The sequence below is a fragment of the Tropicimonas isoalkanivorans genome (assembly GCF_900112335.1).
Classification (GTDB): Bacteria; Pseudomonadota; Alphaproteobacteria; order Rhodobacterales; family Rhodobacteraceae; genus Tropicimonas; species Tropicimonas isoalkanivorans.
The window spans coordinates 26,078-51,588 of sequence record NZ_FOLG01000011.1 but is presented as its reverse complement, the minus strand read 5'-3'; the positions used below and the strand labels follow the sequence as shown (position 1 = coordinate 51,588).

The window sequence follows — 25,511 nt, the reverse complement described above, 5'->3', positions numbered from 1 at the left end:
GATCAGACTGGGCGCAGATCCACGGTCCAGACGAGCCGTTCGCGGTCGCGGACGGGCTCGCCCTGGATGAGGAAGGCCTCGCCGTCGATCTCGATACGGTCGCCGGGGCGCGGGCTCACCACCTCGGCGAGGCGCAGATCAAGACGGGTGGTCTCCGACCAGATGCGCGCCTCGCCGAAGTTCGTGACGTCGTCCGGCCGGCGCAGGATGGCGCGGACAAGTGCCGACGCACCGCCCTCGGCGGTGTAGACCACGTCGCGCGCGAGATGCGCGTCGGCGAAGAGCGCGTCGAGGGCGGCGGCGAAGGCGGTCATCAGGTCCGCCGTGCCGAGCGCAGCACCTGCGGCCGGGTGCAGATCGGGAGCGGGTTGCTCTCGATCTCGAGCCGGACCCACTCGTCGCGATCCCGGTCGGGGATGGTGCGGGCATAGAGCGGCTGGCCGAGGGTGTTCACCGTCTCGAAGGTGTCGGCCGGCGCATAGTAGATCTCGAATAGCCCTTCAATGCCCTCGGGATAGAAGAAGGCCTTGTCGGTCGGGACGGTAAAGCCGACGCCGCCCCGGTAGCGCCGGAATGTGATGCCGCCGAAGCTGACCTCGTCGGCCACGCGACCGCGCAGATCAGCCGCTGCGGCAGTGTTGAGGTAGGTTTCCCGCACCTCCTTATGGGCCACCAGATCGGCGAAGAAGGCCGAGCCGCATTCGGCGCGGACCTGCACGGCCCCGGCCGAGAGCCCGCCCATCGAGTCCTCGACGCTCTCAATCAGCGCCTGGCAGCGCTTGCGCAGCGCCCCGGAGGCCGGGCTCGCATTATCGAGGTCGAAGTCGATTTCGGCCGCCGGCGTGATGCCGAACTCGGTGAAGTAGTTCACCACCGTCGCGTGGTCCTTCGGGTCCTTCACCAGCCCCTGGATGCCGTTCAGGAGGTGGTATTCGAAGGTGGTCTCGGCGTCCTGGCGGAGCTTCCTGAGCCGGTAGGCTACCTCGGCCTGCACCTGCTGGGTGGCGCTTTCCGAGCCGAAGTCGCGGACCGACTGGATCTCGGAGGCCCAGAGCACGTCCTGCTTCTTGAACTGCCGGCAGACGAAGGCGCGCATCTCGCGCCGGTCGGGAACCTGCTGCTCATAGGCCGAGCCGCGCTCCGAGAACGGGATCAGCGACAGCGTGCCGTCGCGGCTCTCGATCACGACGGTGCGGGCGCGCACGCCGCGCGGGCTGAAGAGGGCCGAGCCCGAGAGCAGCGCGGGCTTGTACGGGATGTTCTCGAGCGCGCGGGTGAGCTCGATGATGGTGAAGGCATCGCCTTCGAAGATGTCCATGGTGGCCATGAGGATGCCTCCTGTCGGAATTGGATCAGCGGACGAGGATGCCCGCGGCGAGGAGCGCCGTGTGGGCGGACGCGATCTCTCCCTCGCTGGGCGTTCCGGCAAAGACGAGGTCGTGGCGGTTGACGATGGCGGGACCGCGGACGATGGCGACCGCGGGCGCATCGCCACCGGACGCATCCGCCTTGCCCCAAAGCACCGCGACGGCGGTCTCGGTCCCGTCGACAGCGGCCGGATCGTGCGCGGTGTATTTGCCACTGGCGGTGATCTTGCCGAGCACGGTGCCGGGTTCGAGCGTGCCCGCGGTGACGGTGATCGTCTCGCGGGTGTAGTCGCGGAAGGCTTCCCAGACGAGGAAGCCGCCGGGGTGTTTCCCTTCGACCAGCGTGGTCATGGTGTCATCCTTTCAATTTGAAGGTGTTGGCGACGATCTCGCCCCAGGGGCGCGCGGCCGACGAGCGGCCGGGCTGCGGGTGATGGGGTGCGATCTCGGGCTCGGCCTCGGCCTTGGCGGCGAGGAGTGCGGTGCGAACCTCGTCGAGGCTCGCGTCCTGTTCGAGGAAGCGGCCGGCCATCTGCGGCTTGCCCGCAAGGCGGCAGAGATCGACGACGGCGCGGGCGTGGCCAATGGCCTCGGCCCGGATCACAGCGGGATCTGGCGGCGCGCCGCTGGGCGGTGGCGTCTCGGCCGGCGGCTCCGGGGTATCGGAAGCGGCGGCCGGCTGGTCCTCGACATGATCGCCGTCGGCGACGTCGTCGGTAGCCTCGGTGTTTGTGCCGTCGGAATCGTCGCCGGGCTCCGGTTCGGCTTCGACCTGCTCCACCAGCACCGGCGGCGCGTTGCGGAAACGCCCGATGTCGAAGGCTGCTGCGATGCGGACGGGCTCGATCAGCCGGTCGGCGAAGCCCTGCGCCACCGCGTCCGACGCGTCGAACCAGGTCTCGGCTGCCATCAGCGCGGAGACCTCTTCCGGTGTCCGGCCAGATTTCCCGGCGTAGCCCGAGACGAGGCTGCCTTTCACCTTGTCGAGCGCCTCGGCCATGGCGCGCATTTCCTCCGCCGTGCCCATGACCAGCCCCGAGGGATCGTGGATCATCAGGAAGGCGTTCTCGGGCATGACGATCTCGTCGCCGGCCATGGCGATATAGGAGGCGGCCGAGGCGGCGATGCCGTCGATCCAGACCGTGACTGGGCCCTCGTGGCGCTTGATCGCGTTGTGGATCGCGACAGCGTCGAAGACCGATCCGCCGGGGCTGTTCAGCCGCAGGTCGACGGGCGTGCCCTCAGGCAGCGCGCCCAGTTCGGCCAGGAACCCCTTCGCCGAGACCCCGTAGGCGCCGATCTCGTCATAGATCGCCACTTCCGCACCGGTCCCCCGGGCGCGGATCGCATACCAGCTTGCCATGTCGTCACTCCTGTTCGGTGGCCGGATCGGTCGCCGCCGCGCCGTCGTCCGTGTCGTTGCCGGCGCCAGCGGCCGGGTCCGGCCGCGTCGCGGGCGTCGCGCGAGCGCCCTGCGTCTCTCCGGGGCTCGTGCGGTAGCGCAGGCCGAGGCCAGTCGCGCGCGCGGCGTCGGCCGCGTTCTCGCGGTCGACTTCCTCGATGTCGTAGCCGGTGGCCTCGACCACCTTGCGCCGCGAGGTGATGCCGGCCTCCATCGCCAGCACCTGCGCCTGGATGTCCTTCAGCGGATCGACCCAGTCCCAGCGCGGCGGGATCCATTGCACCGGTCGCACCGTCGCGGGATCGGCATCGAGCGCGCCAGCGAGCACCGCCGTCTCCAGCCAACGCTGCCACACCGCGCGACAGAGCTGGTGCACGATCACGCCGTGCTGCAGCTGGCCGATGCGGCGGCGGAACTCGACGAGTTCGGCGCGCAGGGATGAGTAGTTCGCCTGCCGCACATCCCCGGTGACGAGGTGATACGGCAGCCCCAGCGAGGCCGAGACCGCCAGCAGCGTGCGGTACTGGAAGGCCTCGTAGCCGCCGCCGACATCGGCCGGCGAAGAGAACTTCACGTCCTCGCCCGGCAGCAGCACCTGCATCGTGCCGGGCTCGAGGCTCGCAATGGCCGCGCCGTCGAGATCCGCCTCGGCCTCGCCCATCATCGGCTCTTCTGGCGCGGTCTTGGTGATGAAGCCCGCGAACATCGCCGCGGTCTTCTTCCTGTCGAGTTCGGCGTCGTCGTATTGGTCGAGCAGAAACAGCCGCACCATCGCCGGCGCGATATGCGGCAGCCCCCGGATCTGGCCCGCGTCGATGGGGCGGTAGATGTGCAGCACGTCCGCCGCAGGCACGCGCACCGTCTCCGGGATCACCGCCCCCTGGTCGGTGCTGTCGCCCGGATGCCGGCGGCGGAAGTGGTAAGCCACCCGTCGGCCGATGGCGTCGAACTCGATCCCGCATCGGATGCGATTGCCGTTGGCTGCCGTCTCGGTCTTCTCGAAGGGCAGCATCTCGGACTGGAGCAGTTGCAGCTGCAGCGGCACCAGAAGTCCGTCCTCCGCGCGACGGGGTCGGAGCCGGACGAAGCATTCGCCCGCGACGAACATCTCGCGCGCGACCATGGCCTGCAGGCCGTAGAAGTCGGTCAGACCGTCGGCGTCGGCCTCGTCGGTCCAGGCGAGCCAGAGCCGCTGAACCCGATCGCGGAGATCCGCGTCCCCGATCAGCGACGAGGGCTTGATCCCGTCGCCGACGAGGTTTGCGGCGAAGGCCTCGCAGGCGTTGGCGGCATAGCCGTTGGTCACCACGAGTTCGCGGGACCGCGCCAGCAGACGCGGGCCACCGGAGGCGACCAGCGCATTGATGTTCTCGAGCGGCGGGTTCCAGCCGCGCAGCCGCCGCTTCGCCATGGCGCCCTCGAGTCGGGCGCGCACGGCAGCAGGCCCGCCGGCGGCGCGGCGGCGGAAACGGTCGAAGAGGCCCATGGCTCAGAGCCCCTTTGCTGTCGTCACGCGCAGCTGCCGGACAATCCGACGCCCCTCGGCCACGGCGATCTCGCGATCCAGCGCCTCGATGGCCCGGTCGATCTCGGCCACGCTGCGATAGTCCACGGTCTTGCCGTCATAGCTGACCCGCGCCACGCCCGAGGATCGCTGCGCGGTCAGCGCGTCGCGGCGGGCGCGGAGCTCTGCGGCCGTGGCCATGGATCACCTCATGTAGCTTGAGCGCACCGTGCGCCGGCGCGGCGAGGTTCGTCTCTCAACGTGCACCGGCGTTCCCGGTCCGGCCTCGGGTCCGTCCTGCTTCGCCACCCCGAGCTGGGCCTCCAGATCAGCCCAGCGCGCCTCGGGCCAGCGGTCCGCGCCCGCGATCCACGCCGCCGCACGGGCATAGACCCGTGTGTCCAGCGCCTCGTTGCGCTCGCGCAGCTTCTGCCATTCGAGCCGCGCGAAGCCGCGTTTCGTGCGCACGGTCACCAGCTGCTCGGCGGTCAGCTGCTTCAGCCATTCGCCGTCCGCCCAGTCCGGCAGGTGGATCGTGCCGGGCGGGCACAGCGCGCCCGCCGCCTGTTCTTCCCTCGTCGGCCGGTCCTGCCGCAGGAAGCGATAGGTCTCGGCCTTGAAGGTCGATGTGGCCACGGTCCAGAGCCGGGCGCCGCGCCGGAGCCGCTTGCCCGCGACGGTCGCGTCGACATAGGTCGGCCCGGTCACCGGACTCGTTCGCGCGAACCCCTCGACGCCCTTCACCGGCGCCACCTGCGCGAAGCCCACCTGGCGCGACCAGGCATAGACCGCGCTGGTCTCATACCCCGTGTCGATGGCGAGCCGGGCAAGCGTCATCCGCTGGCCAGACCCATGCGCCCATGTTCGCCCGAGCAGGTCGGTCAGCTGCTGCCAGCAGGCCGGATCGCCGGGCCCGCCTTCGAGCACGAGATGATCGACGAGCCAGCTTTCCAGGCCTCGGCCCCAGGCCCATACATCGACCTCGATCCGGTCCTTCTGAACGTCGGCGCCTGCGGTCAGGAACAGACTGCGTTCCGGCACCGTGCCCGACACCCACGACTCGCGCCGGTCCGCCAGCCGTTGCCAGTCGGGCGCCTCGCCGGTCTCCATCCACGTCTCTCCGAGGATGGTGTTCCGGAACGCCCGCATCGCCTCGTCGCTACCCCGTGCCGCCTCATGCGCCCGCGCGATCCGCTGCCAGCTGAGCCAACCCACCGGCGAGTAGAGCGCCGACAGGTGGTAGCCGACCGTCGTGGGATCGGTAGCCGTGGCGGTCGCACGCCACTCGCCGCGCTCGAGCATCCTCGTCTTGTGGTGCTCCGCGATGGGCATGTCGCAGCCCTCGCAGTGATACTCGGCCGTCTCCGGCCGCCCCTTCTCCCAGCGCAGCCGGTCGAACTTCAGCCACTGCATCGCGTCGCAATGCGGGCACGGTACGAAGAACCGGCGCTGGTCGCTGGCCTCGAACTCGCGCTCGATCCGGCTCAGCCCCCGGATGGTCGGGGTCGAGACCAGGAACACCTTGCGCCGATGGGCGAAGGTCAGCGACCGCGCCTCGGCCAGCGTCACCGGGTCACCCTCCTCGTCGGCCGAGGCGGGATAGGCGTCGACCTCGTCGAGGAAGATGTAGCGCGCCGGGGTGGAGCGCAGCCCGACCGCCGAGTTCGCGCCGGTCATGATCAGGATGCCGCCTGCGAACTCCTTCGACAGCATCGTGTTGCCCGCGTCGCGCGAGCGCGCGGGCTTCACCCGCTCCCGCAGCTCGGGGCTCTCGTCGATCAGCGGGTCGATCCGCTGCCGCGAGTTGCGCTTGGCCAGTTCCACCGTCGGCTGGACCGCGAGCATCGGGCCCGGCGCCTGGTGGATGACGAAGCCGATCCAGTTATTGCCGGCTTCGGTCGCGCCGACCTGTGCGGCCTTCATGAACACGATCCGCTGTGTCGGATCGCCGGGCGAGAGCCGATCCATGATCTCGCGCATGTAGGGCGTGCGCGCGGTCCTGTACTGCCCCGGCTCAGCCGAGGCGCGCGAGGCGAGCTTCCGGTGGCGGTCGGCCCAGCTCGAGACGGTCAGGTCCGGGTCGGGACGCAGGCCCCGCAACCAGGCACGGATCAGCGCGGCGGACCCGTCGAACCCGACAAGATCGTCATCCAAGCCCGGGTCGGATCTCCGCGAGGCTGTCGAGCTGGGCGCGGACATGGGCCTCCAGAACCTTCTGCATCAGCGCTGCCTCCACCTCGTACGCGTCCACCAGCGCCGCGGTGAGTTCGGAGGCCATCAACGCCGCGACGCGCGCCGGCCACGTCACCCAGGCGTCGCGCTCGTCGCGCGCGAGCCGGAACATCAGCGTCTCCGCCCGGGCGCGGTCGACCAGTTCCCCCTTCAGCCTCGAGAGCCGGATGCGCCGCTCCTGCGCCTTCAGCACCTCGTTCGCGGTCTTCGCCTGCAGGAAGGTCGTACCGCCGCCGACGGCCGGGGCGGACAGCCCCTGTTCCCGTAGCGTGTCGCCGACGGCGGCGACGGCGGCCTCGGGCACGGGTTTCAGCTTCGGTGCCGGCGCCTTCCTCGTCTTCGACGGGTCCGTCGCTTCCGCTCGCAGCCGGTCCGAGGCCGCGGCGTCGATGCTGCCATCCTCGTGCAGGACGAGCCGGTCGGCCGCCTTCGCCTTCTGGATCGCGCCGCGCGAGAGCCCGACATGGGCGGCGTACTGGCGCTCGCTCATGCCCTTCATCGACGGCTCCAATTATCATTCAAAGTCAGGTGCTTATCGAGTTGATAAGCCGGGCGTGTGGAGCGAACGTCCATCCCACAAGGACGATGCAACCCACCCGGAGCCACCACGATGACCACCCGCCTGAACCCGATCACCACCCCGCGCCACGAACTCCGCGCCGAGAAGGCGCGCCGGAACAAGGAAGCCGCGCTGAACGCCTTCATCGGCAAGAAGGCCGAGATCGACGAGATGCTCGCCCGCCTGCAGGCGCTCAGCGACGACCACTTCAACGTCCACCCCGACGAGGCGGGCTGGGCCATGGTCGGCACCCTCGAACACTACGCCAGCCTGCTGAAGCGCATCACCGACAGCGCCTTCGGCGAGGGCGAGCACGCCCGCTGATCTCCGGCACCGCCGGAACTCCTGCCGCGCCAAGGCGCGGCTCGGGGTCGTAGGAGGGTCGCGACGGTCGCGGCCCCGAAAACGGAGACGACCCCATGACCAAGCTTTCCGACACCCAGCTCGTGATCCTCAGCGCAGCTGCGCAACGCGAGGACCGCAACGTCCTGCCGCTCCCCGGCTCCCTTCGCGGCGGCGCCGCCGCAAAGGTGGTCGGCGCGCTGCTGAAGCGCGGGCTGATAGCCGAGACCGCGACCGACAACCAGACCAAGGCCGACGCCGCCCTCAACCGCATCTGGCGAAACGACGAAGACGGCAACGCCATCCTCCTGCACATCACGGACGCGGGTCTCGCCCTCATCGGCGTCGAGCCGGAGAGCGGCGACAGCGCGCCCACGGGCGCCAATGAGGCGCCGAGTGCGGAGGCTCCGCAAGACGCTCCCACCGAGGCCGACGCTGCACCCAAGGCGCGCACGCCGCGCACGGGCACGAAGCAGGCGAAGCTGATCGAGATGCTCCGCGCCGACGGCGGCGCGACCATCGACGAGATCGTCGCCGAAACGGGATGGCAGCCGCACACGGTCCGAGGCGCCTTCGCCGGCGCGCTCAAGAAAAAGCTCGGGCTCGAAGTCACCTCAGAGAAGGTCGAGGGCCGCGGAAGGGTGTACAAGCTGAGCAAGTAAGCGAATGCATTCCTTGCATCCTTTGACTAAGCTGCTTTGCGGAGGACCACATGGATTCCGTGAACCCGCAAAGCAGCACAGTCATTTTCGGTTTTGATTCGGCGTGGACCGATGCCCCGAAGGCGCCGGGCGCGATCTGCGCCGTGGCGTTTGATGACCACGGCCAAGTCCAGTTCCACGAACCGCAACTGGTCTCGTTCACGCAGGCTCGAAGGTTGATCGACGAGCTCCGCGAAGATTTCGCCGTCAGCCTCGTTGCGCTTGATCAGCCAACGGTAGTGCCCAATGCCACGGGCAGCCGCCCGGTGGACAAAGTCGCTGCGTCCCTCGTTTCTTTTGTCGGCGGTGGCGTTCAGCCGGCCAACCGCAGCAAGATCGGTATGTTCTGCGACGACTCGCCGATTTGGTCTTTTGTTTCCGGTCTCTGTGCGACGGAGGATCCCCTTCAGGCGCGTACAGCGTCTGCTGGCCACTTCCTCATCGAAGTATTCCCCGCGCTGGCTTTGCCCGCGCTCGACGACGGCTTCGCTCAGCGGCTCGGCGCTCCGAAGTACAATCCGCAGAACCGGAAAAAATTCCGCTTGGAAGACTGGCAGGCAGTGGCGCGCGTGGTCGAGCGTTCAGCCGAGCGGTTCAATGTGCCGGGGCTTGCCGAATGGGCCCATCAGATGCGGAACGCCGCTCAACCTCGGAAGTCCGATCAGGACAAGCTTGATGCTGCCCTCTGTGCGCTGATTGGTCTCTTCTGGCGAGCGGGCCCCACTGCCCACTCGGCAATGCTAGGAGACGTTGATCACGGCTACATGGTCACGCCGATCTCAGACGCGACGTGGCCCCGCCTCAGGCAGGCAGCAATCCGGCGCGGTGTGCCGACTTCGCAGGTCGTCGATCCCTAGTTCCTAACTCGAATTGCCTCGAATAGCCGCCGCAGGACGAAAGACCGCGCGATGCTCACGACCGTGAATACCGCGCCCATCTTCAGGTTCTGCGCCAGTGTCGTGTGCAGCCCGAAGACCGGGAAGATCAGTATCTACGCCAAGACGGCGACGCCGTAGCCGACCACCACGTTGGCGATGGCCTCGACCAGCGACATGGCCCGGCTCTGCTTCATGCGGCTGCATCCTCGTCCTTCGCAGACTGGTCCAGCCGCTCGGCCTTCACCTCGCCGAAGGTCCGTCCGTCGCCGTCCAGGATCGCGTCACGGCCGGTCTCGGCCTGCCAGCGCTCGACGGCGACGTCGACATAGGCCGGGCTGATCTCCATCGCGAAGACGCGACGGCCGTTAGCCTCGCCCGCCATGATCTGCGAGCCGGAGCCGGAGAAGGGCTCGTAGCAGAGGCCGCCGCGGGCGACGTGCTGGCGCATCGGGATGCCGAACGCGTCGAGCGGCTTAGGCGTCGGGTGGTCGGGCCGCTCGTCCTTCGCGAAGGACGGCATCTCCCAGGTCGAGGGCAGCGTCTGCTCCGCCACCTTCGGCGGGCGGTTCGGGCGGCGCCAGCCCATGAAACAGGGCTCGTGCTTCCAGAGGTAATGCGACCGGGTCAGGACTCCGCGGTCCTTTACCCAGATGATCTGCTGATGGACGAAGGCGCCGGCCTTTTCCCAGCAGACTTCCAGCATCGCCTGCCGGCGCGAGGCGTGCCAGCAGTACCAGGCCGCGTCCTCGGTGATCGCCTCGGCGACAGCCGCGGCGATGAAGCCGTCGTAGAGCTCCGCGCCCTGTGAACTGTCGTCCCAGGTCACGCCGTAGGACGGCGACCAGTCCTTGTTGCGGGTCGGGTGGTTCGATCCGTCGTAATCCACGAGGTACGGCGGATCGGTCGCGAACAGCACGGCGCGCTCACCGTTCATCAGGCGGCGGACATCTTCGTGGTTCGTGCTGTCCCCGCAGAGCAGCCGGTGGTCGCCGAGGACCCACAGATCGCCCGACCGCGAGGCCGGATTGCGCGGCGGCTCGGGGATGGTCACCGGAGGCACAGAGCCCCCGGCGCCACCTTCTTCTTCACCGCCCCCGTCCGGATCGAAGGCCAGGAGCTTGTCGAGTTCGCCGTCCGAGAAACCGACCAGCGACAGGTCGTAGTCGTCCGCGAGCAGATCCTGCAGCTCGGAAGAGAGCAGCGCCTCGTCCCAGCTGCCGAGTTCCGTGAGCTTGTTGTCCGCGATCCGGTAGGCGCGCCTCTGCGCCTCGGTCAGATGCCCGAGCACGATCACCGGCGCCTCGGTCAGCCCGAGCTGCGTGGCGGCCAGGACGCGCCCGTGGCCGGCAATCAGTTCTCCGTCCTCGCCGACGAGGCACGGCACGGTCCAGCCGAACTCGGCCATGCTGGCGGCGATCTTCGCGACCTGGTCGGGCCCGTGCACCTTCGCGTTCTTCGCGTAAGGCTGCAGGCGCTCAAGCGGCCAGGTCTCGATCCGCTCGGGGGCGAAGGCTAGGGTCATGCAGGTTCCTGTCGATGATCGATCGGCATTGGCCGGGTGGACTCCGGCGCGGCGAGGTCCGCCGGCATCCGGCTGGACTCCGGAATCCGCGAGACATCCACCCCGCGCAGTCGGTCAGGCGTTTGAATTCATGAGGGTTTCAGGCGTCGTGGTTGGACGCTGGACTCCGGTGGCTTCCCAAAAATCCGGCCCTGCCGCTGGCGAAATATCGCGCCAAGCCCGCCAGCATACATATTCGCCAGGAAGGAACCATTGGTTTCAATGGGTTGGCGGCTTGGACCCCGGCTGGACCCCGGAAGCCAGCCTCGGTGGCCACCTCGAGATCAGCGTCGGTTGGCCCGAGCGCACGACCCCGAGTATATCTCCATTGATAGCGTCGGCAGGGCGATCCGTCTCGCCGCCCGGTGTCTCGCAGGAAATTGTCTCGGTCGTCGGAAGCAGCTTGACACCACCTACCGCATATCGACCGCACCGCATCGCAGCACACATCATCTGGTTGGCGTCGCGACCAAAGTCTGATATGTTTCCACTCTGTTCCCGTGCGCGGGGGTGCCTGTTGGCCTCGCAGTTCATCGCGGTGCCCGCAACAGTTCAGACGGCGAGGAAATCGGCATGAAACCCCGTACTATCAAGGCGTTACCAGTCAAAAACGACGGAGAGGAAATCACCCAAGGTGTCCTCGATCTGGGTATTGAAAAGGACACCGAGATCAATGGAATCGGCATGGGCGTGCTCTCGGACGGCACGCCATACTTGAATCAGCGGGGACTCGCTGCGCTGTGCGGCGTTCAGAACGCACATATCGGCACGATCAGTGCTCAGTGGGACGACGCAGATCCGAAGCCGAGGATCAAGGCCATCAAGGGTATCCTGTCCAAGCTCGGCCTTGAGGCTTCGGTCGCCCATATAGAAGTGCCGCACAACGGTGTCGTGCACTATTGCTATCCGGCCGAGGTGTGTCTGGCGATCCTTGAGTATTACGCGTTCGACGCCGGGACGAACTGCCAGCCAGAGGCCCGCGACAATTTCCGTATCCTCGCTGGGACGAAACTCCGCGAGATGATCTACTCGCAGGTTGGTTACGACCCGACCGGACGCGCGCGTTTCGACAAGTGGCATGAGCGCATTGCCTTGAACTATCAGTCCGCGCCCAAGGGGTTCTTCAGCGTATTCAACGAAGCTGAGACCCTGATCTACGAGATGATCGTGGCAGGCGCACCAGTCGACGAGAAGAACGTCGTCGACATTTCGATCGGCCTGCATTGGTCGAAGTTCTGGGACGAGAACGGCTTCAATGAGCGGTTTGGCGATCGCAACAAGTTCCCTCACCGGTACCCCGATAGCCACCCGCAGGCGAAGTCCAACCCTCAGGAGGCCTGGTGCTATCCGCTCGAAGCATTGGGTGCGTATCGGGAGTGGCTGCAGGATCACTACATCGGCGGCGGCAAATTCCGAAAATACATCAATGACAAGGCGAAGAAAGGCACCATTCCGCCGTCTATAGCACAATTGACGATTGCGAAGATCGAGGCCCCGCAGATTACCAACTATTGAGCGGCTCGGCGGACCACGAACTCCATCGACCGCTTGCCTGGTACCCGCCTCCCGCTCAACCGCCATACGATGACCGCGATGCCGTATTGCCAGCGCCGGTTCGCCGTGGCGCGGCTGATGCCCAACTCCCAGCAGATGGGCTTCCACGGCGTCCGGTTGGCGCGCAGCCAGACGAGGCGAGCGTCGTCCTTCTCGAGCCAGCGCAGCCACAGCATCGCCTCCTCGGCCTCGGTGATCTGGCGAGGGCTCGGGCGCGGCCGGCGCATCTGCGGCTCCTGGCCGACCTGATCGGCGAAGCTGTGGAAGTACTCGGGCCAGGCGTTGAAATAGCCCTGCGGCTTCACCGCAGGCAGCTGCGCGAAGACATCGGCGGCGAGTTCCAGGCGGTCCTGCACCTGCGCGGTGGTCCAATCAGTCATGGCGCACCTCCCGGACCGCGGGCGGCTTGCCGTAGAGCTTGTCCCCGAGTTGATGGATCAACTCCCGCTCCGGCCATGTGAGCCGCTGGTCGTCCAGCGAGACCGCCAGCATCCGCTGCTCGTGCCAGCCCTCGCGTTTGACCTGCTCGGGGTCGCGGCGTCGCCCGCCATAACCCTTGGGCGTGTAGCGCATCCTGCTCATGCCACGCCTCCTGCCGTCTCGATCGCCCAGAATAGGATGGCGATGGCGTCGGCCTCGTTGTCGTCGGCCGGGCTGAAGCCGCGGGCGCGGGCCGCCGCGATCATCGCCTCCTTCGGCGCGTTGCCCTTTCCGGTAGCGTGGCGCTTGATCGTCCCAACCGGCACGCCCTGATAAGGCACGCCCGCCGTCTCGGCGAATGCCGTCAACGTCGCGAGCAGGCCGCCGAAGACATGCGCCGCGTCGGTCCCCACATGCCGGCGCACCTCCTCGAAATGGATCGCGCCGATGGGTCCGGCATCCGCGGCCAGCCGCTCCAGCCAGGCGCGGAAGCGGACATAGCGCATGCCGCCGCCATCGTAGCGGCTCGGCCGGAACGAGACCGTGCCGCTTGTGATTAGCCCATCTGCGGCGCGGAGCGCCCAGCCCGTGGTGGTGCCGAGGTCGAGGGCGAGAAGGACCGGCGTGCCGCCCGCAGGGGCGATCGCGGGCGACGAGGTGAGGGATGCATGGGCCATCGGGGGCTCCTTTCCTGTCTGCTGCTCGATGGAGGGATGGGGGCAGCGCGCGGGGCTCATGGGTCGAGCTCCCGCAGCCAATCGGGGCGTGGTGAGGCCTGTGAGCCTGCCGAGGAAGGCTCACATGGAGGCTCACACCCGCAACCCGTTGAAACGACGTCGCTTTGTGAACCTTGTGAGGGTTGTGAACCTTTTCCGGCGTCTCCCCTCGTGTGCACGCGCGTGCACGCACGCGTAAGGGTGGAAAAAGGTTCACAAGGCTCACAAGGTTCACATTTTGGTTTGGTATCAGTGCCTTGCGCGTGTGAGCCTTGGTTTTCGAGGCTCACACCATCGGCCCGAGGCTCACACGGATCGGCGCTGCGGCAGGCCGCTCCCGAGGATCTTTCCTCCTCGGTCACCTTCAGTTGCCACTTCGTGGCGCGCCGGTACGTGCCGGCCTTCACCAGCCGGACGCGGAGATCGCCCAGCCGGAACACCCGGTCTCGCATGCGCCCGATCGACATCCCGAAGCTCGTCTTGCGCGCCTGCTCGTTGGCGCCGCTCATCGGCGGCGGCGGATCGCAGAAGAGCGCGATGTCGTAGACCTCGGCGGCCGTCACCTCGGCGGTGCCGAACCGGTCCCACCAGGCGCCGATGAAGGCGTTCCAGGCGGCGCCCTCGCTGTCGGAGGACTCCATCATCTCTTCGAGATTGCCGAGGAAGCCGGGTATGCCCGCCACCTCGAGCACGCCGCCGAGCACATGGGCCCAGTTCTCGAAGGAGCCGATGCTGCGCCCGCCGCGCGGCCGGCCCGCGGCGATCCACGCCTGGCAGAGCGTCAGACAGGCCGCGACCAGCCGCGCCCGGTTGGCGCGCACCCAGCTCATCAGGTCGGGGTGGCGGAAGTCGGAGCGCTGCCAGGGGCGGTCGGTGTGCGGATCGAGCCGGATGCGCACGAGACGCCGGGCCATCTCGTTCGAGAACTCCGGGTTGTTGCCCGTCGCGATCCAGAGGCAGCGGATCGGCAGCCGCGCCATCTCGGAATGGCCGAGAATGCGGTCCTCCCAGAAGGGCGCCGTGAGCGCGGCGGCGAGGGCCGAGCTGTCGAGCGTGGCGCGGAGGTTGTCGATCAGCACGATGGAGGGGATCTGGCGGAGCTTCGCGGTCACGCGCTTGCGCCATTCCTCGTCGTCGCGCCCCTCGGTCATGACGCTGGCGCCCGCGCCGGTCAGGATGCCCGTGATGGCGTCGACCATCAGCGTGGCGCCGGTGCCGGGCGCGGGCTTCTCGATCAGGTGCAGCGGCGTCGGCCCGTCGATCATGCCGCGTAGGAAGCCCAGCAGCAGGAGCGACACGACATGGGAGCGCTCGGCGTCGCCGGTGAAGGGGAAGTCCCCGAGCAGGTCGTCGCAGATCAGCGTGCGCGCCGCGGCGATCTCGGCCGATGTGGGCCTGGCGGGAATGTCCGGCACGGCGAAGCCCGGCGCCGGGACGTAGAGGAGCCGCGCGTCGGGATGATAGCCGGGCGTGGTGAGCAGCGTTCCGTTCCGCCCGAAGACGGGCGTGTTCACGATGCCGGTCAGCACGGGCAGCGCGGGATCGGGGGTGGCGAGGACCGACTTGACCACCGGCAAGGGCGGCGGCGCGGGGATGGGCTCGCCCTTCGCGTTCACGCGTACCCAGCGGGCGAGCCGCGCCAGCATGTGGCGGAGCTTCTCCTCGTTGAGCGCGGTGGCGACGGGCCGACCCTCGTCGTCTGGCACGACCCATGTGGGCTGGCCAGCGAGGCGGAAGAGCCAGGGGCAGCGGTTCGAGGCCATGAGCAGGCTCCAGACCTGCTCGTTCGCCCGCGCCAGATCGCCCTCGTCTGCGCGCAGCGTCGGGACCGTCTCGCCTGAGCCCTGATAGTTGAGCGGGCGGTGCTGCCCGATCTGCATCACCGTCTCGGCCTCGACGACCGACTCCGCGGCGGCGATCACCCGCGCCACGGCCTGTGCGCGGTCGCTCAACAGCAGGTCGTTGAAGTCCTGGCCTTCTTCGGGCGGCACGGCGATGGCGACGTCGCGGCCCTGCGCGCGCAGCCGGCGTGCGGCGGCATCGGCGGCACGCAGGCCGGCGCCCGAGGAGTCGTTGTCGGCGAGAATTACGATGCGCGTGGCGGCCGGCGGCAGCTCGACCTGTTCGAGGCCCGAGGTCGAGAGCGTGGCCCAGACCGGGAGATCGGGACAGGCGGTCATGGCCGCGAGGCCGGTCTCGATGCCCTCGGAGAGCGCCAGCCTGTCGCCGTCGCCGAGGGGCGCGAGCCGCACGGCGCCGCCGGCAACGCGGCCGAGCATCTTCTTGGCCTTGTCGAGCGGCGCCTTGCGGATGCCGCCGTCAGGCTCCGCCGCAAGCCACGTGCGATGCAGCCCGATGACGTCGCCGTTCCGGTCGCGCACTTGGCCCACGAGCGCCGGATAGCCGGTCTTCGTCTCGAAATGCGCCAGATCGGGATGGAAGAGCAGATCGGCCTCGGCAGGGACATCCAGGCCGCGGCCAGCGAGGTAATCCGCGGCGGGCGTGCCCGCGATCGGCTGCGCCGACGACAGGATATGCGCGATCTCGTGGGTGGCGTCGCGCTTCGGCGTCGACAGCGTCGCCGGCGCTCGCCGCTCGGGCGCGCCGGGCGTGACGCCGGCGATCTCGGCTGCGCGCGCGATCAGGGCGCGGCCATCGAGCCCGGTCGCCTCCTCGATCGCGCTGATAGGCCCGCCGCCATGGTTGCCATCGAAGTCGATCCAGTCGCCGGCATGCGGTCCGCGCAGCGTGATGACACACGAGCCGGTGTTTCGCGGCGCGTCGCCCTGGATGTTGGCGAGGCGCCACTCGTCGCCGGCGCGGCGGCCGCGCGGAAAGAGGTCGGGCACCCAGTGCGGGGCGGTCTCACGCAAACGCTCGACGATCAGGTCGAGATCGTAGCGCGGCGCTTCGGTTGCGAGCGGAAGGGCGTCGTTGAGGTCAAGCAAGGATCACCAGCCCCCGCTCGGCCCGCGTGATCGCGGTGTAGAGCCAGCGGTTCCTGTCGGCCGCCGAGCGACCGAAGCCATCGTCGAAGACGACCACGTTCTCCCATTGCGAACCCTGCGCCTTGTGGCAGGTGATGGCGTAGCCCCAGCTGCTCTCGATCAGGCCGCGCTTGATCTGCCATTCGCGGCGCCCGCGCTCGGGGTCGTAGGCGAGGTGGTCGGCGTACTCGCCGCGCCAGAAGCTGTGCCGCCCGGCGATGGTATCGCCGTCCTCGGTCTCCACGATGGCGCTGAAGGCGAACGCATCGTCGGGGTCTTGGCGCACGTCGCTGAGCGTCAGGAACATGCCGTTGATCAGCCCGAGATCGTGGCGGTTCTTCAGGCAGATGATCTTCTCGCCGTGGCCTGTCGGATAGTCGGCCTCGAACCCGGCCGCGCGCTTCATCGCCGTGTTCAGCCAGCGCCGCGTCGCGTTGGTGCCGCAGAGCACTTGTCCGCCGCGCAGCATCTGCGCCGGTCCGACCTCATGGCGGGACATCTTCCAGACGTGGTCGTCATGCGCGCCCATGGGGATCGGCGCGCCCTGCCGCGCCAGCGTGGCGAGCCGCAGGATGGCGCTGTCCTCGGCCTGCCGATGCACCTCGGTCAGCATCACGTCGGGCTCGGCTTCGGTGAAGAAGCCGGCGCCCTTCACCGGCGGTAGCTGGCCCGGATCGCCCAGCACGAGGATGGGCTTGCCGAAGGCGAGAAGGTCGCGCCCGAGGTCCTCGCCCACCATCGACACCTCGTCGAGGACGAGGAGGTCGGCGTCGCGCAGGATCGACTGCTCGTTGATCAGGAACTTCGGCTGGTGGATGTCCTCGAGCCGCATCTCGAGCTGGGCGATCCGGGTCATGGCGAAGTCGCGCTCGGCCGGCCCCATGCGCGGCAGATCGCGCCGGAGCGTCGCCAGATCCTCGGTCACCCGCTCGATCTCCTCCGGGGTCGCCTCCGAGACGCGGTAAATCAGGCTGTGGATCGTCTGGGCCGGCGTGCCCTTGCGCGTCATGACGAGCGCGGCCTTGCCGGTGAACGCGCCGAAGAGCACGCCGCCAGGGGCGCCGGGGGTCATCGGCGCCAGCCCCAGCGCCTCGATCGCCTGCGCGGTGGTCGTGGTCTTGCCGGTCCCGGCATAGCCGAACACCCGGAACACCTGCTGCTCGTGGCGGCGGGTCTGGTACCAGTCGCGGATCGCCGCGATCGCGCGGCTCTGCATCTCGGAAAGCGTGACGGTCATGCTTTGGCCTCCGGCCGTTCGCCGCTGAAACGCCCCACCGGAGCGTTTCCGGGACGCGGCTCACCCCAGCAGCGTGCCGAGAACGGGCAGAACCGGCAGAGGTAGAAATCGGGGCTCGTGGCGATCCGCGGCAGCAGCTCGCCCGCATCCGCGGCGCGCAGCACGGCGACCGCCTTGTCGGAGAGCTCCTGCGCGGTCGCCGGATCGAAGGGAACGTGCTCGTGGTAGAGTTCGCAGCTGTCCTTGTTCAGCGCGGTGAAGAGCGCCGAACCGAGGCCCAAATAGGCCATGTAGATCTGCATCTGCCCGAAATAGACAGGCTTGGAGAGCCGGACGCCCTTCTTCGCGGTGTCCGACCAGGAGGACGCCTTCAGCGCCTTGTGCTCCCAGAGAACGGGCCAGGCGAGGCCCACTTCCGGGCCGGCGACGATGACGCCGTCGACATGGCCGCGGATCCGGCCGCCCGCGGTCTCGAAGCCGAACTGGCCACCCTCGCGGGTCTGGGTCCGCAGGTCGAACCCGGCCAGCCGCAGCCAGCGGATGGCGAGATCCTCGAAGACATGGCCGGCGGCGAAGATGCGCAGGCTTCGCCCCTCGAGCTCCTTGCCGGGATCGGGCGGCGTGTGGGTCACCTCGTAGACGAGGCGGCGCGCGCAGGGCTCGCCGATCCGGCTGGCGCCGAGGTAGTCGCGGGGCCTCTGGCCAGCGCGCTCGGCCACGAGGGCGTCATCGAGCAGCGTGTTGATCCGGGCGCCGAGCGGCGGGGGCGCGTCCGCAGCGCGGCGATAGACGAAGCCTGAGCGGTGGTTGAGATCGACCAGCATCCGCGCCCCCTCAGAACGGCACGTCGCCGGCGTCGGACTGGCGCTGCATCGACGCCTGAAATCCGTCGACGCAGGCCTCGATCAGGCGGTCGATGTCCTCGGCGGGCCGGTCGAAGAATGGCGCCATCAGCCCCATCTCCGTCAGCGCCTCGGCCAGCTCGCGGCGCGCCTCGCGGATCGCGCGGGTTTCCATGTCGGTCTTGTCGATCATGCCGTGGTTCCTTTGGGCGTTGGCCGAGCCCGCCGTGAGGCAGGCCATCGAGCAGAAGCGGTGATGGGGATGGCGGTCCCAGCGCTGGCCATGGCAGTAGCCGAAGCCTCGGGCCTCCCGGCCGCAGAGCGCGCAGGGCACGCGGCGGCCGAGTTCGGCCCGGGTCAGCCCATGAGCAGGAGGTCGAGCGCGCTTCGCTCCTCCTTGTCCGGGGCGGCGGTCCGGCGCTCGAAGGACAGCACGATGAACCGGCTGATGGCGTTCGAAGCCATGCATTCCAGATCGCGCCGGGTCAGGCTGGCGATGGGGCGGTCGAGATGCCCGCGCGCCTCGAGCCAGCGTCCCATCGCCAGTGCCGCCTCCGTGGTGACATGCGCCTGCCATTCGTCCGGGCTCACGGGTTCAGCCAGGCCGGGCCGTTGCCGGGTTTGGCGGCGGGCGGGGTCTGGGTGGCGGGCTGGGCGGGAGCCGACGGCGCGCCCCAAGCAGGCGCCGCCGGCGCGGAGGCCGACTGCGGCTGGCCCCATGCCGGGGTCGCGGGCTGCGCGGGTGCTGCGGCGGGCCGGGGCTTGTTCGACGGCTGCGCTGGCACCGGCTCGCCCGCCATCACCTTCTGCCATTCGGGCGCGGTGGGAAGCACGACATGCTCGAGCTTGTTGGCGTCCTTGTAGGCGGGGTTGCGGCTCGGCTCGATCTGGATCTTGGCCACGAAGCTGATCCCGTCGAGATCGGCGAGCCCGCGCAGCACCCGCTTGGCTTTCGCGGCATCGCTCATGTCCTCGGGGTTCAGCCCGAGCGCGCTGTCGATCATGGCGCGGAAGGTCGATTTCGAGATCTTCCAGCCGATCGACTGGCCCTGCTCGTCGAGCTTGCCGCCCTGCACGGTGAAGTTCTGCCAGAACTTGCGCCGGGCATGCGGGCCCTCGGCGACGGTGAACTCGGCGTCGAGCATCAGCACGTCGCTGCCGGGCTGGTTGGAGGCCTTGAGCAGCCCGCGATCCGCGTCGCTCGATCCGTCGGTGCCGCCCTTGCGCAGCGTCATCACCAGCTTGGCGAAGGTGCCGTCGGGGATCAGGTCGCCGGACTGCTGCGGCTCCACGTCGTTCATGTCGAAGGTCATGTCGTCATCCTTTCCGGGGTTGGTTGATTTTGGTGAGGAGCGCGCCGAGATCGGGCGGCTCGGTCAGGTCGAGCCTGCCGCTGCGGTCCTTGGCCGGCAGGCCGAACGGATTGCCGGATTGGCAGACGAGGCGGCGCGCGTTGCCCTTGTCGGGATCGTGCCGCCAGGTCGGGGGCGCATCGGGGTCCGCACCGGGATCCTGCGTGAACAGGCTCATGGTCAGCACCTGATCGACGATGCCGGGGAGCTCGCGGGCGACTTTTCCGCCGTCCATCTGCGGCTGCCAGGTCACCCGGTTCATGTCGTCGACGACCTTCTCGAGGATGCCGACGAAGATGACGGTGCGGCCGGGCGCATGCTGGAGGTGCTTGAGGAGCCCGATGACTTCGCGCGCCAGAAGCCCGTAGGCGCCGCGCGTGTCGGGCTTGCCGGTCCGTTCCGACAGCGCCTCGGGCCGGGTCTTGGCCCATGCCATGGCCTGACGCGTCAGGTCAGTGATGCTGTCGACGAAGATAATGCGCTTGGTATCGATCTTCTCGGCCAGCTCGGGATGCTGTGCGCGCAGATGCGCGTGGTGCGCTTCAGAGAAATGCTCCTCGGGTTGGGCGGCCGGGTTCGCGCCCCCGATCAGGCAGGCGATGTCGACCGCGTCGGAAAAGCGCCGGATCGGGATGCTGTCGCCAGGCCAGTCCTGGACGGACTTGAGGCCCGCCTCCAGATCGATGCAGAGCGTCTCTGCGGGCGGCAGGGTCTTCAGCAGCGTGGTCTTGCCCGCGCCGCTCGGTCCGAACAGCGCCATCGTTGTCTTGCCCTGCGCCTCGCGCAGCCGGTCGTCGGCCGAAATGATGCGCAGGCTCATTGATCGCCCCCCTGCGGGACGATCTCGATCTTCAGCGTCCCGGGCCGGACGGTGCGCGCGGGTTCGAAACCAGCACGGATCGCCTCGGGCCAAGCGGCGTATTTGCGCTCGGGCACCTTGAACGCGATGTCGACATACTGCGCGGGATCGTCCCCGGCGGCGCGGATGCGCTCGACCATGGCGGCGAGACGATCCTGATCCCAATCGACCCGTTTCGGCAGGTCCGCAACCACGGTGAAATCGCCGTCGTCGAACCGGATCGTGCCGGTATCCTTGTTCGCGGCCTGCCGCTCCTCGGCGGCGCGGGTGGCGTAACGGACCGTCAGTGCGCCATCGAGGCGGGCCTTCGCGGCCTTGTCCCGCTTGATGCGCTCGTCGACATCGCGCTGCAGGATGGCCAGCAGTTCGACGGGCAGCTGGGCGATATCCTGCAGGCCTAGGCCTGGCAGATCGTCGACGGTGGGGGTGTTCGCGGGGAACGGCATGTAAGGGTCTCCATGATCGGCAAAGAGGGATTGGAAGGCGATCATCACGCGGCAGCCCGACCACTCGAACCGGTGGCGTGGTCGGGCTGCCCCTGCTCGGCGAGCAGGAGCGCGGACAGCGACACGGCTGCGGCCTTCGGCTTGGGGCGGGCGACGGCGATGTAGGCGAACTGGTCGGGGCCCAAGCGCTCTTGCACCAGGTGCACGAGGCCCTGTTCGGCGGCCCAGAAGGCGCGCGACCCGAGCCGTGCCAATTCCGCGCGCTGCTGATCCGGGAGCCGCGCGAACATCGGGAAGATGTCGAGAACCAGAAAGCCGCGATGGTACTCGAGCCGGTCGCCCGGCACGGCCTGCGCCACCCAGGCGCAGAACTCGATCTCGGTGAGCGGTCGGCGGGCGCGGACCGTGATAAAGGGGGTGGTGCCCACGAACATGATCTCCTCCTTTCGCCTCTACTCAGGCCGCCGCGAGATCGTCCCAGGCGGGACCGAGACCGTGGGCGGTGAGGACGTGGCGGAGATCGGAGAGGCGGCGGTAGAGCGCGGACCGGCTGCCGAAACCCTCGGCCGCGAGCGCGGTCATGGGGCGATGCGCCAGCGCCGCGCAGAACCGGCGATCCTCGGCAGGCAGGCGCGCGAGGGCGGCCTGCAGGGCGTGGTGAAGTTCGGTGACGGCGGCGGCGCAGCAGGTCTGGCCGTGCCAGGCGGCAAGCCCGTCGTCCTCGGTCAGCGTGTCGCCGACCGGCTCACGGGTTCCGGCCAGCGGAACCTCAAGCGAGAGCAGCGACCCGCCCTGCGCCCGGCGCTGGCGGTGGTGACGCATCGCGATCCGCGAGGACTGGTTGCGCAAGACGATGTTGGCGAAGGCGCCGACGCTGCCGCGCGAGGGATCGTAGGCGGGCAAACGGCGCAGCAGATCGACCAGGATATCCTGACCCAGATCCTCGCGTTCGCAGATCGGCAGGGTGAGCTTGCGCCGGAGCCGCTGTGCCGCCGCATCGGCCTCGCGAATGATGGTTTCAATGTCGTCGGGGGAAAGCTCGATCTGCATCGCTGCGCGCCTCGGTCATCGTTTCTGATGAGCCCAAGGTGCCGGATGCGGTCGGCGCGCAGGTGGGAACGGGGTGGGAATAAGGTGGGGGTTTGGTGGGTCCGGCCGCGTTAGAGAGCCAGTCGGGCAGAAGACCAGCTACGCCTGTTCATGCCTTGGTCGGCTCCAAGGCTGTTGCCGTGGTTGCTGGTCACTCGGATACTGCAAGCGCAATCGACCCGTCTCATCCCTTTGTTACTGTTCGATTTCGAGGCTATGCTGAGTATCGGCGACAGAATCGCCAACCACAAAAGAAAAATCCGCTGTCCCTGAAAAAATGAACCACAATCAATATTTGAAATTCTACTGAGCGGTGAAAATGACATACTTGCTGGCGCGCGTAGAAAATTTTTCCCGCTTTGACGGGGAGAACCTATCTGCAGATCCAGTCATGGGGTATGGCCGAAGCGGCAAGGTCCCCCATGAAATCCATAACTTCTCGGTCGCATCAGATGGGTTCATTTATGGCTACCTTCCGAAAGAAGGTGGAGGTGACTTAAGCAGGCTGGGAGGCAATAGAGGCGACGCGGAAGCCTCCAACGTCACAGTAATATTTATCAGTAGCGGTGTGTTGTGCGGATATTACAGGAATGCGACAGTCTTATCGCATCCGATTAAGCACCCTGATAACCTTGAAGCCGGCAGTTCGCCGATCTATTGTAGAGTGAAGGTGCAGCCCGAAAATGCATTTCTGATCCCAGCGGGCAAGAGACACGACGAGCTACAGCCTAGACCACCCGGCCAGTTTCCAGTTCTCTACGGGAACGAAGATTCTGCGTGGGTCGGCTGGTTTGAAGGTTTGGTCGCAGGAATCCAGCAAACATTCCGCAGTGAGAAAAAACGAAGGAAATGGACAAATAGTGTTGAGCGCAGCTCCAAGGCTCGAGCAATGGCGCTTCATAAATACGGCCTTAGATGTGAATGCTGCAAGATAACGCACACCGACAACGTTCGCGCGTCTATTTTTGAAGTTCATCACAAGGTACCATACGCGGAAAACTTTGAGACGCGGCAATTAAAGATATCCGATCTGGCAGTCCTTTGCGCAAATTGCCATCGAATGATCCACAGAATGCCGGATGTTTCCGATGTCAATGCTCTCAGAGCCTATCTGAAGTAGATGAAGGGTACCGGTTCAGTCTTCAACAACGATGTCCGCAGCGACGACGCCTAGACGGTAGCCCCTTCCTCGGACGGTCATGATCAGGGCCTTGCTCTCGGCATCGGTGAACCCCGCAGCCTTGAACGCGTCGCGCAGTTCACGGATCAGATCCTTGGCCTCGCGCGCCGTCGTGCCTTCGACATGGGATCCGGAGGCGACCTGGTCGCGCGACTGCGCCTTCTCCAGCAGGCGCTCGAACACGGGAAAAATCTGACGCGACAGGATAGCAGAGCGACCATCCCATTGAACCTCGGCCGTCGCCCTCCGCACGTGAAGCTCAGGCGCCAGCGGGACCGGCGCCAGCGCCGCGACGTCGATGGCGATTCCCAGACCGTTCGAGGCAGGCGTCAGCACCGCGAGAGTTTCGATCAAATGGAAGCTGGCGTCGTTGAGGCGCCTCGCAGCCTCGGCTGGCAACTCCGGTGCGAGGATCGTGATCTCCGGACCCCGCGCAGCCTGGCGCAACGTTGCCGCGATGCCCTTACCGGCAAGGGCTGCAGCTTCCAGGGCGAGGAACACGGCCCGCCCTGATGGTGTATCCCCGAGCCGCCAGACTTTTTCCGCCACGGATCTCGGAGCTGTGCCGAACCCCGCTGCCGCGCCGATCACGGACGCCAGCGCCTCACTGCCGATGCGGAACACGCGCAGATCGTCCGCGGTGAGATGGATGTCCTGTCGATCATCGAGCGGACACTCGGCCCGAAAGGCATCGCCTGCTTTCAGGATCGGCCGGCAGGGCAGCCCGCACTCGCAGGCATCGCAGACCTCCCAGTCCGTGAGCGGCGCCTGTTCGACGAGGACACGTTTCGCCAGCAGCCGATCGAAGGCCGGACCGAAGAAGGGCGCGGCAAGCTCGCCGGGCAGGATCGCGTCGTCGCCGGCCTCACTCAGCCGCGTCAATAACCTCAAAATCATCTCGGTCATTCATCAGCCCGTTCCGTTCGATGAGGGTCATCACCCGCGCCTCATGCTGGGTGCGGCGGAACTGCACGACGCCCGGGGGCCGCAGCTTGACCGTCACCTGCGGCTGGCGCTTGCCCTCGCTCTTGAACAGGATCCGGAACACGAGCTCCCCCAGCCGCCACGAGTCGCCGAACGAGACTGGCGTGTTGGTTAAGTGCCGGAGCGCGTCCCCGGTCAGATCCCGCGATCGCAGGGTGCGCGCCACTCGCGGATAGCCATTCTTGCCAGGCACCATCAGGTCGGCCGCCGCCTCGACGATCAGGATGCGATCGATCAGCGGATCGTAGCGGGCGTCGAATTCGAAGCCGGACCCCGCTCGTTCGATCGGACGAAGCGTGTAGAGGTCCTGCGCATCGTCGCCGTCGAAGAAGCCGGGCCTCTCCAGGATGATCGACGCGAAGAGCTCGGCAACCTCCGGCTGATGCGCCTTCCGGATCCGGGCGAGCCGCAGCATGCCGGTGCTCTCGGAATATCGCAGCACCGCGTGGGAAATCTGCCGGACGCTGATTACCCGCTCCTTCAGGCCCTCAACCACCGGCATGGTCGAGACCAGTGAGCCGTGCCCGACGACGAGGTTGATCTCCTCGTCGTCGACATAATCGCCGACCCGGCAGTAGTCGCCGAGGAACGCATCGCGGAACAGCGCGGCGACGGCGGCGCGGAACGCCTCGACCTTCTCCTCGGTGAGGTCCACGGTGACGCCCCGTTCGCGGCCGGCATACTCGTGCAAGCGATCGGCCGTCAGCAGGGCCATGTGGTCGGCGGCCGCGTCGAACAGGTCGAGGTGCTCCAGGAAGACCCGGACCGCGATGTGCTTGGGGTCATGCGCCTTGTTCGGGGCATCCTCGTCGCCCCTCCTCATTTCCGGGAAGAGATCGATCCTCTGACGCTCGGCCTGCGCCTGGATGATCTCGAGGCCGCGGGCGTCGCCCAGCTCGGCAATGCGGTGCAGATCGGCGCGGAGACCTTCGGGATAGGTGTCCTCGGAGCCGGTCAGAAGATCGTGCAGGGCTGTCCGCGCCTCCTCCTCTTCCTGGTCCAGCAGGTCCAGCGAGAAGTCCGTCAATTCCGCCTCATGCCGGGCCAGAAGTTCCTTCATCAGCGCCAGATCGATCGTGTTGATGAAACGCGGGTTGATGAATTTCTTCAGGTTGCCAGCCATGGCGAATCCATTGTTCGAGAGGGGGATGATGTTCATCATACGTTCGCACGCCTCTCGGTCAACAACTGCCGGGCGAGTGGGACGGGTCGCGAACTCGGTGAGTAGGGGTCGGAGGAGACGACCTGCTCGAGGCCCGCATGAAACGACCGAACCCGCTGCCGCCCGAGAACATGAGC

Annotated in this window: 29 protein-coding genes and 1 pseudogene; 5 read left to right on the top strand and 25 right to left on the bottom strand. The window is 67.6% G+C overall.

The features are described from left to right. Positions 1-2: 2 nt before the first annotated feature. Genes BM075_RS16490 through BM075_RS16455 form a run of 8 tightly spaced genes read right to left on the bottom strand, consistent with a single transcriptional unit; the run spans position 3 to position 7,004 of the window. Positions 3-314 carry a head-tail joining protein gene (locus BM075_RS16490; protein ID WP_093361798.1) on the bottom strand — a complete coding sequence of 104 codons (312 nt, stop codon included), beginning with the start codon at positions 312-314 and terminating at the stop codon, positions 3-5. Next, complete coding sequence (locus BM075_RS16485; protein ID WP_093361797.1) at positions 314-1,327, bottom strand: major capsid protein; 1,014 nt, start codon at positions 1,325-1,327, stop codon at positions 314-316. The genes BM075_RS16490 and BM075_RS16485 overlap by 1 nt, the downstream gene beginning before the upstream one ends. 25 nt (positions 1,328-1,352) lie before the next feature. Further along, positions 1,353-1,718 carry a head decoration protein gene (locus BM075_RS16480; RefSeq protein ID WP_093361796.1) on the bottom strand — a complete coding sequence of 122 codons (366 nt, stop codon included), beginning with the start codon at positions 1,716-1,718 and terminating at the stop codon, positions 1,353-1,355. Positions 1,719-1,722: 4 nt separating this feature from the next. Next, positions 1,723-2,730, bottom strand: coding sequence for a head maturation protease, ClpP-related (locus BM075_RS16475; RefSeq protein ID WP_093361795.1), 1,008 nt, complete (start codon positions 2,728-2,730; stop codon positions 1,723-1,725). Positions 2,731-2,734: 4 nt separating this feature from the next. Beyond that, positions 2,735-4,255 (bottom strand): phage portal protein, encoded by a 1,521-nt coding sequence (locus BM075_RS16470; RefSeq protein ID WP_245758880.1) that lies wholly within the window; start codon positions 4,253-4,255, stop codon positions 2,735-2,737. Positions 4,256-4,258: 3 nt separating this feature from the next. Beyond that, positions 4,259-4,474 (bottom strand): phage head-tail joining protein, encoded by a 216-nt coding sequence (locus BM075_RS16465; RefSeq protein WP_093361794.1) that lies wholly within the window; start codon positions 4,472-4,474, stop codon positions 4,259-4,261. Between the two features lie 3 nt (positions 4,475-4,477). Then, positions 4,478-6,472: a phage terminase large subunit family protein gene (locus BM075_RS16460; protein ID WP_093361793.1), complete on the bottom strand. Its 1,995-nt coding sequence runs from the start codon at positions 6,470-6,472 to the stop codon at positions 4,478-4,480. Continuing rightward, complete coding sequence (locus BM075_RS16455; protein ID WP_093361792.1) at positions 6,420-7,004, bottom strand: hypothetical protein; 585 nt, start codon at positions 7,002-7,004, stop codon at positions 6,420-6,422. Before BM075_RS16455 ends, BM075_RS16460 begins: the two co-directional genes overlap by 53 nt. A gap of 111 nt (positions 7,005-7,115) precedes the next feature. Here BM075_RS16455 and BM075_RS16450 point away from each other — a divergent pair, with 111 nt between their 5' ends. The 3 genes from BM075_RS16450 to BM075_RS16440 all read left to right on the top strand — a co-directional run bounded on the left by BM075_RS16450 (position 7,116) and on the right by BM075_RS16440 (position 8,964). Then, positions 7,116-7,388, top strand: coding sequence for a hypothetical protein (locus BM075_RS16450; RefSeq protein WP_093361791.1), 273 nt, complete (start codon positions 7,116-7,118; stop codon positions 7,386-7,388). Between the two features lie 95 nt (positions 7,389-7,483). Then, a complete protein-coding gene (locus BM075_RS16445; RefSeq protein WP_093361790.1) occupies positions 7,484-8,068 on the top strand; it encodes a DUF3489 domain-containing protein in 585 nt (194 codons plus the stop codon). Between the two features lie 50 nt (positions 8,069-8,118). Then, positions 8,119-8,964, top strand: coding sequence for a DUF429 domain-containing protein (locus tag BM075_RS16440; RefSeq protein WP_093361789.1), 846 nt, complete (start codon positions 8,119-8,121; stop codon positions 8,962-8,964). Here BM075_RS16440 and BM075_RS24865 read toward each other — a convergent pair. Further along, positions 8,961-9,179 (bottom strand): annotated as a pseudogene (locus BM075_RS24865) (DUF7220 family protein). The gene BM075_RS16440 and the pseudogene BM075_RS24865 overlap by 4 nt on opposite strands. Beyond that, on the bottom strand, positions 9,176-10,507 hold the full coding sequence (locus BM075_RS16430; RefSeq protein ID WP_093361788.1) for a site-specific DNA-methyltransferase: 1,332 nt from the start codon (positions 10,505-10,507) through the stop codon (positions 9,176-9,178). The pseudogene BM075_RS24865 and the gene BM075_RS16430 overlap by 4 nt, the downstream one beginning before the upstream one ends. 612 nt (positions 10,508-11,119) lie before the next feature. On the opposite strand from BM075_RS16430, the gene BM075_RS16425 reads away from it, so the two are divergent. Further along, entirely contained in the window at positions 11,120-12,061 is a 942-nt protein-coding gene (locus BM075_RS16425) for a BstA C-terminal domain-containing protein (protein WP_093361787.1), read from the top strand. Here the strand turns inward: BM075_RS16425 and BM075_RS16420 are convergent. The 13 genes from BM075_RS16420 to BM075_RS16360 form a co-directional block, all read right to left on the bottom strand. Further along, positions 12,055-12,480, bottom strand: a complete 426-nt coding sequence (locus tag BM075_RS16420) for a DUF6362 family protein (RefSeq protein ID WP_093361786.1) — start codon at positions 12,478-12,480, stop codon at positions 12,055-12,057. The genes BM075_RS16425 and BM075_RS16420 overlap by 7 nt on opposite strands. Continuing rightward, complete coding sequence (locus BM075_RS16415; protein WP_425445199.1) at positions 12,473-12,682, bottom strand: hypothetical protein; 210 nt, start codon at positions 12,680-12,682, stop codon at positions 12,473-12,475. The genes BM075_RS16420 and BM075_RS16415 overlap by 8 nt, the downstream gene beginning before the upstream one ends. Next, positions 12,679-13,197 (bottom strand): crossover junction endodeoxyribonuclease RuvC, encoded by a 519-nt coding sequence (locus BM075_RS16410; protein WP_093361785.1) that lies wholly within the window; start codon positions 13,195-13,197, stop codon positions 12,679-12,681. Before BM075_RS16410 ends, BM075_RS16415 begins: the two co-directional genes overlap by 4 nt. A gap of 56 nt (positions 13,198-13,253) precedes the next feature. Beyond that, positions 13,254-16,184, bottom strand: coding sequence for a DUF7146 domain-containing protein (locus tag BM075_RS16405; RefSeq protein ID WP_093361784.1), 2,931 nt, complete (start codon positions 16,182-16,184; stop codon positions 13,254-13,256). Then, complete coding sequence (locus BM075_RS16400; protein ID WP_093361783.1) at positions 16,177-17,460, bottom strand: ATP-dependent DNA helicase; 1,284 nt, start codon at positions 17,458-17,460, stop codon at positions 16,177-16,179. Before BM075_RS16400 ends, BM075_RS16405 begins: the two co-directional genes overlap by 8 nt. Continuing rightward, positions 17,457-18,284: a PD-(D/E)XK nuclease family protein gene (locus BM075_RS16395; protein WP_093361782.1), complete on the bottom strand. Its 828-nt coding sequence runs from the start codon at positions 18,282-18,284 to the stop codon at positions 17,457-17,459. Before BM075_RS16395 ends, BM075_RS16400 begins: the two co-directional genes overlap by 4 nt. 10 nt (positions 18,285-18,294) lie before the next feature. After that, complete coding sequence (locus tag BM075_RS16390) at positions 18,295-18,495, bottom strand: DUF6511 domain-containing protein (protein WP_245758879.1); 201 nt, start codon at positions 18,493-18,495, stop codon at positions 18,295-18,297. Between the two features lie 164 nt (positions 18,496-18,659). Continuing rightward, a complete protein-coding gene (locus tag BM075_RS16385) occupies positions 18,660-18,893 on the bottom strand; it encodes a hypothetical protein (RefSeq protein WP_093361780.1) in 234 nt (77 codons plus the stop codon). After that, on the bottom strand, positions 18,890-19,615 hold the full coding sequence (locus BM075_RS16380) for a hypothetical protein (RefSeq protein WP_093361779.1): 726 nt from the start codon (positions 19,613-19,615) through the stop codon (positions 18,890-18,892). The genes BM075_RS16385 and BM075_RS16380 overlap by 4 nt, the downstream gene beginning before the upstream one ends. Positions 19,616-19,619: 4 nt before the next feature. Further along, complete coding sequence (locus tag BM075_RS16375) at positions 19,620-20,474, bottom strand: ATP-binding protein (RefSeq protein WP_093361778.1); 855 nt, start codon at positions 20,472-20,474, stop codon at positions 19,620-19,622. Then, positions 20,471-20,959: a hypothetical protein gene (locus tag BM075_RS16370; protein ID WP_093361912.1), complete on the bottom strand. Its 489-nt coding sequence runs from the start codon at positions 20,957-20,959 to the stop codon at positions 20,471-20,473. The genes BM075_RS16375 and BM075_RS16370 overlap by 4 nt, the downstream gene beginning before the upstream one ends. A gap of 44 nt (positions 20,960-21,003) precedes the next feature. Beyond that, positions 21,004-21,393, bottom strand: a complete 390-nt coding sequence (locus BM075_RS16365; protein ID WP_093361777.1) for a hypothetical protein — start codon at positions 21,391-21,393, stop codon at positions 21,004-21,006. Between the two features lie 22 nt (positions 21,394-21,415). Further along, positions 21,416-22,009: a sigma factor gene (locus BM075_RS16360; RefSeq protein WP_093361776.1), complete on the bottom strand. Its 594-nt coding sequence runs from the start codon at positions 22,007-22,009 to the stop codon at positions 21,416-21,418. Between the two features lie 358 nt (positions 22,010-22,367). On the opposite strand from BM075_RS16360, the gene BM075_RS16355 reads away from it, so the two are divergent. Next, entirely contained in the window at positions 22,368-23,168 is an 801-nt protein-coding gene (locus BM075_RS16355; RefSeq protein WP_093361775.1) for an HNH endonuclease, read from the top strand. Between the two features lie 15 nt (positions 23,169-23,183). Here BM075_RS16355 and BM075_RS16350 read toward each other — a convergent pair whose 3' ends face one another. Then, a complete protein-coding gene (locus tag BM075_RS16350; protein ID WP_143089894.1) occupies positions 23,184-24,134 on the bottom strand; it encodes a helix-turn-helix domain-containing protein in 951 nt (316 codons plus the stop codon). Further along, positions 24,094-25,374 (bottom strand): hypothetical protein, encoded by a 1,281-nt coding sequence (locus BM075_RS16345; protein ID WP_093361773.1) that lies wholly within the window; start codon positions 25,372-25,374, stop codon positions 24,094-24,096. Before BM075_RS16345 ends, BM075_RS16350 begins: the two co-directional genes overlap by 41 nt. Positions 25,375-25,511 lie beyond the last annotated feature (137 nt).